At 40.4% G+C, this 9,420-nt stretch carries 14 protein-coding genes and 2 pseudogenes; 9 read left to right on the forward strand and 7 right to left on the reverse strand.

Annotated features, from left to right (window positions below):
- Positions 1 to 242, forward strand: a 242-nt coding sequence (locus tag H6G97_RS38485; RefSeq protein ID WP_190945932.1) for a hypothetical protein, incomplete at its 5' end; no start/stop codon positions are given.
- Here H6G97_RS38485 and H6G97_RS38490 read toward each other — a convergent pair.
- On the reverse strand, positions 226 to 471 hold the full coding sequence (locus tag H6G97_RS38490; protein WP_190945933.1) for a hypothetical protein: 246 nt from the start codon (positions 469 to 471) through the stop codon (positions 226 to 228). The genes H6G97_RS38485 and H6G97_RS38490 overlap by 17 nt on opposite strands.
- A gap of 230 nt (positions 472 to 701) precedes the next feature.
- On the opposite strand from H6G97_RS38490, the gene H6G97_RS38495 reads away from it, so the two are divergent.
- The 3 genes from H6G97_RS38495 (at position 702) to H6G97_RS38500 (ending at position 2,584) form a co-directional block, all read left to right on the forward strand.
- On the forward strand, positions 702 to 1,475 hold the full coding sequence (locus tag H6G97_RS38495; protein ID WP_190945934.1) for a hypothetical protein: 774 nt from the start codon (positions 702 to 704) through the stop codon (positions 1,473 to 1,475).
- A gap of 112 nt (positions 1,476 to 1,587) precedes the next feature.
- The gene (locus H6G97_RS51965; RefSeq protein ID WP_206759147.1) at positions 1,588 to 1,764 is read left to right on the forward strand and encodes a hypothetical protein; all 177 of its coding nucleotides are present in this window, start codon (positions 1,588 to 1,590) and stop codon (positions 1,762 to 1,764) included.
- Positions 1,765 to 2,434: 670 nt separating this feature from the next.
- Complete coding sequence (locus tag H6G97_RS38500; protein WP_242055848.1) at positions 2,435 to 2,584, forward strand: beta-Ig-H3/fasciclin; 150 nt, start codon at positions 2,435 to 2,437, stop codon at positions 2,582 to 2,584.
- 70 nt (positions 2,585 to 2,654) lie between these two features.
- Here H6G97_RS38500 and H6G97_RS38505 read toward each other — a convergent pair whose 3' ends face one another.
- Positions 2,655 to 2,978, reverse strand: a complete 324-nt coding sequence (locus H6G97_RS38505; protein WP_242055849.1) for a Rossmann-fold NAD(P)-binding domain-containing protein — start codon at positions 2,976 to 2,978, stop codon at positions 2,655 to 2,657.
- A 164-nt stretch (positions 2,979 to 3,142) separates the two neighbouring features.
- Here H6G97_RS38505 and H6G97_RS38510 point away from each other — a divergent pair, with 164 nt between their 5' ends.
- A complete protein-coding gene (locus H6G97_RS38510) occupies positions 3,143 to 3,520 on the forward strand; it encodes a hypothetical protein (protein ID WP_190945935.1) in 378 nt (125 codons plus the stop codon).
- A 384-nt stretch (positions 3,521 to 3,904) separates the two neighbouring features.
- On the forward strand, positions 3,905 to 4,507 hold the full coding sequence (locus H6G97_RS38515) for a glutathione binding-like protein (protein ID WP_190945936.1): 603 nt from the start codon (positions 3,905 to 3,907) through the stop codon (positions 4,505 to 4,507).
- A gap of 356 nt (positions 4,508 to 4,863) precedes the next feature.
- On the opposite strand, the gene H6G97_RS56235 is transcribed toward H6G97_RS38515, so the two are convergent.
- Together H6G97_RS56235 and H6G97_RS38525 are read right to left on the reverse strand one after the other, a co-directional pair.
- On the reverse strand, positions 4,864 to 5,034 hold the full coding sequence (locus tag H6G97_RS56235; RefSeq protein ID WP_190945943.1) for an isochorismatase family protein: 171 nt from the start codon (positions 5,032 to 5,034) through the stop codon (positions 4,864 to 4,866).
- Entirely contained in the window at positions 5,007 to 5,198 is a 192-nt protein-coding gene (locus tag H6G97_RS38525) for a hypothetical protein (RefSeq protein WP_190945937.1), read from the reverse strand. The genes H6G97_RS56235 and H6G97_RS38525 overlap by 28 nt, the downstream gene beginning before the upstream one ends.
- A 386-nt stretch (positions 5,199 to 5,584) precedes the next feature.
- Between H6G97_RS38525 and H6G97_RS38530 the strand changes: the two are divergent.
- Positions 5,585 to 6,633, forward strand: a pseudogene (locus tag H6G97_RS38530) (mevalonate kinase family protein).
- A gap of 274 nt (positions 6,634 to 6,907) precedes the next feature.
- On the opposite strand, the gene H6G97_RS38535 reads toward H6G97_RS38530, so the two are convergent.
- A complete protein-coding gene (locus tag H6G97_RS38535) occupies positions 6,908 to 7,417 on the reverse strand; it encodes a thiol-disulfide oxidoreductase DCC family protein (RefSeq protein ID WP_190945938.1) in 510 nt (169 codons plus the stop codon).
- Positions 7,418 to 7,589: 172 nt separating this feature from the next.
- Here H6G97_RS38535 and H6G97_RS38540 point away from each other — a divergent pair.
- A pseudogene (locus tag H6G97_RS38540) lies at positions 7,590 to 7,970 on the forward strand (ARMT1-like domain-containing protein); the annotation flags it as partial.
- A gap of 47 nt (positions 7,971 to 8,017) precedes the next feature.
- Here the strand turns inward: H6G97_RS38540 and H6G97_RS38545 are convergent.
- Together H6G97_RS38545 and H6G97_RS38550 are read right to left on the reverse strand one after the other, a co-directional pair.
- Positions 8,018 to 8,215 carry a DUF2811 domain-containing protein gene (locus tag H6G97_RS38545; protein ID WP_190945939.1) on the reverse strand — a complete coding sequence of 66 codons (198 nt, stop codon included), beginning with the start codon at positions 8,213 to 8,215 and terminating at the stop codon, positions 8,018 to 8,020.
- A gap of 544 nt (positions 8,216 to 8,759) precedes the next feature.
- Entirely contained in the window at positions 8,760 to 8,930 is a 171-nt protein-coding gene (locus H6G97_RS38550) for a hypothetical protein (protein WP_190945940.1), read from the reverse strand.
- A gap of 246 nt (positions 8,931 to 9,176) precedes the next feature.
- Between H6G97_RS38550 and H6G97_RS53685 the strand changes: the two genes are divergently transcribed.
- Positions 9,177 to 9,420, forward strand: a 244-nt coding sequence (locus H6G97_RS53685; protein WP_338421935.1) for a transposase domain-containing protein, incomplete at its 3' end; no start/stop codon positions are given.

Genomic DNA, 9,420 nt, shown 5'->3' on the forward strand with positions numbered 1-9,420 from the left:
CTCATGTTCTGCAAGTTTCCTGCTTCCCCTTCCGGCATTATCCGCACAATCCTCTGCTTCCTTGCCCAATCCAACCAAGTGCTGACATTGGTTGTTGTCACAGTATTCTTCCCTTTAGCCCCACTCTGGCAAGCATTAATAAACAGATCAGTCTGGTTATTGCACCAGCAGCAATCGCATCTTTGACACGAGCGATCGCTCAAACCACTCCTGCAAAACAAACCATTAGAATGTGCCAATGACTGTACCAGCAACCACAGCACCAGTAATCGCGCAGCCTAGCAGTATATAGCCGATTGCCCCTTGGGTATTAGCTCCTGGGAATGGCAATAAAGGGATGAATATATCCATTAAAGGAACAGCTACAAATGCTGCTCCAGTACCAACAAATCCACCAACAATCAAGCCAATTACTGCTGACAGCATCCACCGTCCCCATGCTGCTAACCTAAAATAACTGGTGTTAGCCACTGTTTAACTCCCATTAGCTAAATCTAACATTTGATAAGAACATTTATAGCTCTGGAACTTATAAAGGAATTATCTAATCAATTAAAACAGTTATATGATTTAATTTTTTGTCTGTTTCTCAATTACTCTACAAATACCGCAAATAGATGAACCTGTTAAAGCCTAAATCTCGAAAAAAGAGCAGCCTTAGCTTTGTATTAGTTGTGCTTGCGTGCTGTGGTTCTAGTGTTGTGCAAACCTCATCAATAGCAAGTTTTAGTGCAGCTTATGGGAGTTCACCTGCTTTTAATGAAGCGAGTACACTCAAAGCTGGCTCCTACTTGTATCGAAAAACAGAGGGATTTGTGCTAAATATATATATGGTGCAACTTCCAAATACTAGCAAGGCTCAAGAAATTCGTTTTCAAGCACCATATACTCATCAAATGTGGCTTGGGACAGATGGGTCAGGACGTATTCAGCGAATAGACGGTAAACCCGAGTTTTTGAGTGTCCAAGACCGTGCAGTTTGGGAAGCTGCGGGTAAACCAAGCTTGTCACGAAACTTCAAGATAGATCACAAAGCAAATGAACTGGTTGGCTCTACAGAACTGCCACTAGATCGAACTTTACTGACTCAGGCGATCCATAATCGGGCGAAACAGAACAATACTGCGATTGAGTCTGGGATGTTTGATGAAACTTTGAGTACTTTGGTGACACTGCAAACTAAATCAGAGCTAAACCGACCACTGTTTGGAGTTATGGCAAATATTCCAGGAGTCAAACGCAGCGAGAATGTTACAGATCGGCAAGGACGAACAGGTATAAGTTTGAATTATACTGACAGCCAAACTGGAAAACAAACCCGTGTGATTTTTGACCCGCAAACATACAACGTATTAAGTGATGAGGTAGTTTTGCTAAAGCGAGTGCCAGAGTTAAACGTTTTAACCCCATTTTTACTAAGTTGGACGACGTATTCTGTTCCCAAAGCAGTAGCTTCAACTAGTGACGTACCTTAATTATGCTGTTCATAGCAATGAGACGGTATTTGTCAGACTGAATTTGGTGAATTTTAAAGTAATCAATTAGTACATTAATCTCCTAATTATTTTAGGAGATTAAAATTATCAATTGAAAAATCAATTGCGGTTTGAGCCACAACTTAAACAACGCATACAAACAGAGAAAGCCGCTAGAAGTGAGACAATCTCAAAAAATAATTGCAATGACAATGGAGCTAGAGCTAACCCCCAAATTAGAGAAATTGTCCCGCTAAACATCGCCCTAATGCGATTAATTTCATCTTGAGTCTTCCAAGCTAAGAAAAAAATTCCAAAACCTATTAATAATAAAAGCAAACTACTCATAAATCTATGCTCAGTTGATAGACTGCTAGTGCATTAGGAGGATAATTATTAGTCTTGCCAATCATAGAGCAGTAATCCCGGATTTCTCACAAGCTTGATGAGGTGCAGGAGAGCAGAAGAGAGTTTAAATATCAGGTTCTTTCCCCTCTGCACAAACGTAGGCTTTGAGAGATGTGGTGAGAAATCCGAGTAATTGTATAGCAGGTGCTGGCGATCGCTCTTATACAGATGTTTGTATTTAACTACCTATCCCAGCAGAATGAACCTTTACTAAAAATGTGAGACTTGTTGTTGATGAGCGAGTACCCGAGATTTCCACTTCAGCAAGGCAACGGTAGAGGGAACGTGAGTGTGGAATTGCAGATGTAAAAAAGCGCCATCATGCTTCCCTGACAACGCAAACAACCAAACATCAGAATTTGACTTTTTTAAAGAAATATTTAGCTAAACGATTGCTGTAACTGGGTTTTAGTTAAGATTACACTACTCGCAGATTGTAGAATAGATGCCAGCATTCGTTAGGACAAGAGCAACTGTTTTATCTTCGTTAATACATATAACTGTTATGATTTGAGTGATTTGCTCATCTCAAGTAAGTTATTCAAAGAGAAATGATGAACAAAAAATTTATTTTTCTAGTTTCAGCTTTTGGGCTAAGTTTACTTATAGGGGCCTGTCAGCCTGGTACAGAGTCTCCAACAACCGCACCACCAGCAGCACCATCACCCGCAGTGCCATCGGTAACTCCAGCTAGTCCTTAGTGGCATATATTACTAATATGGAGAACAACTGGAGTTCCCAATTAGTTACACAGTTAAATCATGCTGTGGTTTAAGGCAGGTTCAAGCGTTTACGCGCACCAAAGCGAAACAGCTTATCAGGTAGTATCGCTCTCAGACAAGGCAACCATCGGGACTCATTGCCAACACGGTAGCGTAATCGTGGTGAGGAGCTTGAAGCAATACGAGCAATCGCTTGTGCAACCTTGTCAGGATTGTCACCTTGTGCAATTGCGCCCTGGACAGATGAGCGAATTACATCGCGTACAGTGTCATAATCACTATGAGTTACGGTAGGCTGTAACATGGCTTGGTTAAAGTTGGTCTTAAAGTAGCCAGGCTCAAGTAAAGATACTTTAATACTAAAATTACCCAATTTTAATTGAAAAATTTCCTAACGAAATTAACTCAAAAACTGGGCATTGCTACTGCTAGTCTCGTTCTAGGTTGCGCTGGTGTTGGTTTACCTTCTGCGGCACAAGTTTAGTAGAGTTATCTGAAATTACTACGAATGTATTTATTACTAAAGGAGAAAAACGTATGAAACTTGGCTCCTTCGCTTTATCGTTCATACAAATAGCATTATTGAGTTTGGGGTTAAATGTGGCAAAAGCAGATGCTGAAGTTACTTTTCCTTTTGAGGTTACTTACAACACAGAAAGTGTTTTTGAACCGATTCAGGATAATGTATTTAAATCAACTGTAACGGGTAAAAGTACTGTTGCGCCTTATGGTTTGACTAATTTTATAAGAATGAATTATATCGAAAGGAATGACAATACAGAAGCGGAATCAATAGTTAAAGATGCCACAGAGTTTGGTATAAATGGATTACCAATTCTTACTGAAACATTTTTTGGTAGCGGTGAGGATAAATTATTTGCAAGCACTACTGGTACTGCTACACGTAACGTTTAAGATTTAACGGCATCGATTTCCGGCACTACAACTATTGTAGGTGGAGAAGGCAATTTTCAAGGTGCAACAGGAATTTTAACGCTTTCGGAGAACGTAATTTTCAATCTGAATGCAACAACGGAGCCTAGAACCACAGGTACAGTTGTCTTAAGTGGTTCCTTTACGGTTCCTCAAAAAGTTTCGGAAGCGGGAAATACTACAACATTGGTTGGTGTAGGAATAATTAGTGCTAGTTTATTGTTGCGTCAACGCCGGAAAATAATTTTTAAGTAATAAGCTGTACCTGTTCAGGATTGCTTTTATCTCTCTATCGGCTAATAGCCTAATTTCTCAATCAAAGCTACACTACCATCGGAAAATGTCAAGATTTTGGGATAGCAGCAGATGATTGATCTCTATACCTTCACAACGCCCAATGGACGCAAAGCTTCTGTCATGCTGGAAGAAGTCGAATTGCCCTACAATGTCCACAAAATTGACATTACTACTCAACAGCAATTTACACCTGAATATATCGCCATCAATCCCAATAGTAAAATTCCTGCCATTGTTGACCAAGAAACTGGGATTAAAGTTTTTGAATCGGGTGCAATTCTAATTTACCTCGCTGAAAAAACAGGTAAACTCTTACCCACTGAACAAAAAAGCCGTTTTCAAGTACTAGAGTGGCTGATGTTCCAAATGGGAGGAGTCGGGCCAATGTTTGGGCAACTTAACCACTTTAAACGCTTTGCACCCGAAAAACTTCCCTATGCCATCGAGCGTTATGAAAAGGAAACTTTACGTATTTATGGTGTTTTGGATAAACAACTGCAAGACAATGAATTTATCTGTGGTGACTATTCTATTGCTGATATTGCAACTTATCCGTGGGTAGCAATTTATGAATTTCAGGGTTTAACACTCGACAACTACCCAAATCTCAAACGCTGGGTGGACATGGTGCAGCAACGTCCGGCTGTGCAACGCGGAATGCAAGTTCCTTAAATACAAGACCAGGGATAAGTCAACTTGGGCGATGATAAGAACACGCTATAGCTTGCGATCACGGCGGTTCTGCGTCCTTTCGAGAATTAGTGCGCTCGGCAAATCTCAATTGTCCATTTGAACCTGGCGCACTTACTCTAGTTGTTGAAAAAGTGCGTTCCTCTTTGAAGTCTGGCTAATTGAGAAATAAGAATGTTGAGTTTTTGCGCTTATGACATCTTTTCAAGAATCTCATTAGTTGTCTTAATTTGGTTTTTTCCTATATTACGTTTCAGCAAAAAAATACCCGCATCATCTGCTTGTTGACCACCATCACTAAAGCAAGCATCCTCGATAATGACTGGTTCAATACCACGCTAAAAAGAGTCAATTGCTGTCTTCAAAATACAGCTATCAGTTTCAACTCCACAAAGATATATTTTGCTGATTTGATTAATTAAAATAAAGCTTGAAAACTTCTCCGTAAATGCAGAGTAATAAGGTTTATCAAAAATATGATTTATATATGGCTGAAGTTCATCAACAATGCTCGTTTCTGGTTATCTATCAACCTTGACCAATGAATTAGTTTGACATAATTGCTGTCATGAGTATTGATAAACCTTGTGAATTCAACGAGTTTACCAGCCGCTAAAAAATGCTCAATTGATTTAATGACAATAGGAATAATATGTCTGCATTTATCAGACATAAACCCGTTTTGCATATCTACTACAAGAAGCATTTCGCTCATTTGTGCCAGAATTTATTTAGATTAAGAGTTAAGACATTAAATAAAACAATATTATAAAAAACGACATCTGCGGCTTTGAGCTTCCTCCCTGGCAGCCGTCAGATATTATTGCTGGTGATGGGGTGCTGAGTAAGGAAATCTGGGGATGGAGGGAGAAGTAGCGACACCGGACAGCCCCTTAAAGTAGACATCGCTTTTATGGAGTGTAGTCATCACCTCCCTAATCAATTCTCAGGAGTATTGCCGAAAGTCTTGCTGATGTGGGCTATTAGAATGATGAATGGTATGTTGTTTATTCAAGCTAATCAGAATAATATACCTCGATTAAGAACAGGAAACTTCAAATGAGAATTTTTGTTCCAGGGCGTCTTTGTTTGTTCGGAGAACACAGCGATTGGGCAGGAGAATATCGCAGTGTTAATCCTCTGCTCGAAAAGGGTTACACCTTAATTGTTGGAACTAATCAAGGAATTTATGCTGATGTCTTGTCTAATCCTACTGAGTTAATTATTCGTACTTCTTTTAATGATGGTAGGGGTTATGAACCTCTCTGAGACTACCTATGGAATCTAATACTCTCAAGTGCATAGCGGCAGAGGGCGGTTTTTTTAGTTATGCTGCTGGTACAGCATATCAAATTCTGACTCACTATGATGTCGGCGGACTTGAGGTTGATAATTATCTAACCGACTTACCCATCCAAAAGGGATTATCTTCGAGTGCTTCCTTTTGCGTTCTGATTGCGAGGGCTTTTAATCGTCTGTATGACTTGAAGATGACAATTCGTTCAGAAATGGAGTTTGCCTATTTGGGAGAAAGAACCACTCCTAGCCTTTGTGGTCGCATGGATCAGGCTTGTGCTTATGGAAATCGCCCAATATTGATGATATTTGATGGTGAAAAAATCGACCTGCTCGAATTAAAAATTAATGAAGATTTGTTTTTTGTGATTGTTGATCTCGGCGGCAGCAAAAATACACAAGAAATACTACAAAGATTGAATCAGTGTTATCCTTTTGCTACTAATCCAATACAGCAGAATGTCCAAAAATATTTTGGTTCTATTAGCTCTAAAATTACCCAAGCAGCAGTTGAAGCAATACAACTCGGAGATGCCCAACTTCTTGGAGCTTTAATGACAAAAGCCCAAGCGGAATTTGATCGGCACGTAGTTCCGGCTTGTCCTGAGCAATTAATTGCAAAAAAGCTGCATACGCTTCTTCATCACGAGCCACTTCAGCCTTATATCTACGGAGGAAAAGGCGTAGGTTCTCAGGGCGATGGCACTGCACAACTGATCGTTAAAAATCAAGAGAGTCAAAGAGAAGCTATCGAAATTATTAAGCGTGATTTTCCTCAAATGCAAGGGTTACAGTTAACTATCTCAAGCTAACAACTCCCATGATTAAGCAAGTGATGCTCAGGGACGAAAGTTGAGTTTCTTTAATACCTCAATGAGTGGAGGATGATTTACCATTCTCCTCAATCATCTTCCAATTACGTATCTGAGGCTAAAGTTCAGCAATTTCAGTCTCAGTTACTGGCGGCAAATCACCACTATAAAGAACACAAGTTTTTTGTAGTAAAGCTTCCACTGTTTTTGCTCCTTCACGAGTCACAATTTCAATTAAGTGTGCAGTAAGACATCGTTTATTGTGAAACTGGGCTTAGTCATCTTCATCCATTAAGCGACAACGGCTTTGGGTCTTGCAAGCAAGTCGAGAAGAACGCTCTCGTACAATAGTCGCTAAATCTGGTCGTCCTGTTAGAAAAAGTCGCCAATCAGCCCAAATTCCATACAGGAAGTCGGCAATAGCACCGATAACTTGTAAGGAAGTTGCAGCATAGACCCAACCCATCCCCAAAATTTCGTAAATGCGATGGAAAACTTCAACATTTTTAACTAGCGTTCCGTCTGGCAACACAGCATGAATACGCCCCATTGCAGTTTCATAGTCAACACCGCCATCTGCTTGGGGATTGTAGTCATCAGCTGCAATATCTACAAACGCCACCAGCCCTCGACCCGCGTCCCGCTTTTTCAAAAAGTTTACCTCACGCAGACACAAGGGACATTGGCCGTCATACAGCAGTTTGATTTTCCACGACGGCAGAGTGGATAAAGGCTTGTCTAGAGAGTTGTTACAACCGTAGGATTGGATTTGTGGTGAGGACATTTTGGGATCTTAACTAAGTTTATTTCCTTACATCAAGCGTAACGCCTCTGGAATTATAGGGTTTGGCCCATTCGAGCGACACGTAGCTTGCCGCCGTAGGCATCGCTACTAGCGTGAAGGGCGTAATTCTAAAACCCAAGAGGTAATGACAATTCCAGCCACTACTAATGATCAACAAATGACATCTTTCGCTCAAAGGTTGGAGACGCATATTGCATCAGGGCGTTTAGTCTTATCTGAAGATTACTTTTGGACATCACCTTTACCATTTTGGGAAATACCCAGCTCTCTCAAGAATGAGTTAACTAATGCCAGTTTAGTTATAGTCAAAGGAGATGCGAATTATCGTCGGTTATTAGGCGATCGCCATTGAGATATTACTCCCAGCTTTGCAGATATAGTCTGCTACTTGCCTGTACCAATAGTAGCATTACGCACCCTGAAGTCGGAAGTAGCAGTAGGTTTAAAATCTGAGGTTATTAAGAAAGTAGCAAACTCTGATCATTCTTGGTTGATCAATGGACAATGGGGTGTGATTCAGTTCGTGGCTTAGTAATTAATATAGAGGCAGTGCTCCCCATTGCAGTCTAAGGAATAGCTTTAGCCACGACGAAATAGAGTTTCGAGATAAACTTGGGAAACACGGCGATCTCCATCAGCATTTTGCAGCAAAAAGAGAGAAATAGCTGCGGTAATAAGGCGACGTTCATCCCAATCAGGATGTTTTTCTAAGTAGGTGTTGAGAGATTGATGTAGGGTTTCAGGAAGGGTAGTAAAGATATTTTGGGTTGAGTTCATCCGTTCAAAGCTTCCGAAAGAGCAAATTATAGAGACAATAAGCTAGAGGTGATGCAGTGTTTGTACTGTTTCACCCCGTTCCTCGCTTGCCAAACCATTTGCACTAACAACTGAATATTTTTATACAGTTGATGTTCAAAATGGAACGGGCGACAAAGGCTAGTCGATTTATTGTGTGCTGATTGGCTCAGTTTGTCAATGTTGCAAAATGTTAAAGATAAATATGGAAAAAATAAATATTTACGTGAAAATTAGGGTTAGAAGCAGGTTTTGTTTACCTTACGTAACAATAACTCAGTAAAGCAAAGTGATGGCTACAGTCATCACAAAATCCCCAATGGGTGGACAGAAGCCGATTATCTTGTAAAACAACTGTGGAAAATAGCAGAAATAGCTGTGGAAACCCTGTGGAATCTGCCAAAAAAAGTAGATCTAATGATAAGAATTGCAAAAAATGGGTAAGCTCTGCTATTGCCAGGGGCTGAAAACGCAACAGATTATTTGCAGTGTCATTGGTTTATTAACTGCCATTGCTTTGAACAATTTAATTTTTTCTAAAGGCTACAAGTAATGGCTCTCCTGCTGGCGCGATGAGAGTACTTTTGCCACTGAGGTTGCCACCGAATGAATTAACCGCTTCAACGGTTTTGATAAATCGAATCACGCCCAGCTTTTGCTGCTGCTTCAGCACTATAGTAAATCGGATAGTCGCCAAACACTGTTCCATCTGGGTTAATAATGCGAAACTGCCAGCATTTACCTGGAGTGTAAAATACGGCTAAAACACGAGACTGAATACAGCAATACGGTTCAGTTAAGGCTCAAAGTCATGTAAATTAAGCGTTGTACCCAAGGCTAGAAATTAACTGTAGTGCATCTCAAAAATTTCTCACTCTTGTCTCCAAAGATACAAACTAACGATTTATTAAAAGCTATAGAGATAGCTATACCTGCAACTACTATTGAGCGAGCGATCGCAGCAAGTAAAGCTAGTGAAGAGAGAAATCGCTCTTTACCAGCACATTTGGTAGTTTGTCTACTAATAGCCATGAGCCTCTGGTCAAGAGATTCGATGCGGGATGTACTCAAAAATTTAGTTGATGGAATGTCGGAAGCATGGGTTCATGTTGGTAAATATTGGCGAGTGCCTTGTAAATCAGCAATTACTCAAGCTCGACAGCGCTTAGGGACAGAGGTGATGAGCC

Source organism: Nostoc flagelliforme FACHB-838 (genome assembly GCF_014698065.1).
GTDB classification, from domain to species: domain Bacteria; phylum Cyanobacteriota; class Cyanobacteriia; order Cyanobacteriales; family Nostocaceae; genus Nostoc; species Nostoc flagelliforme_B.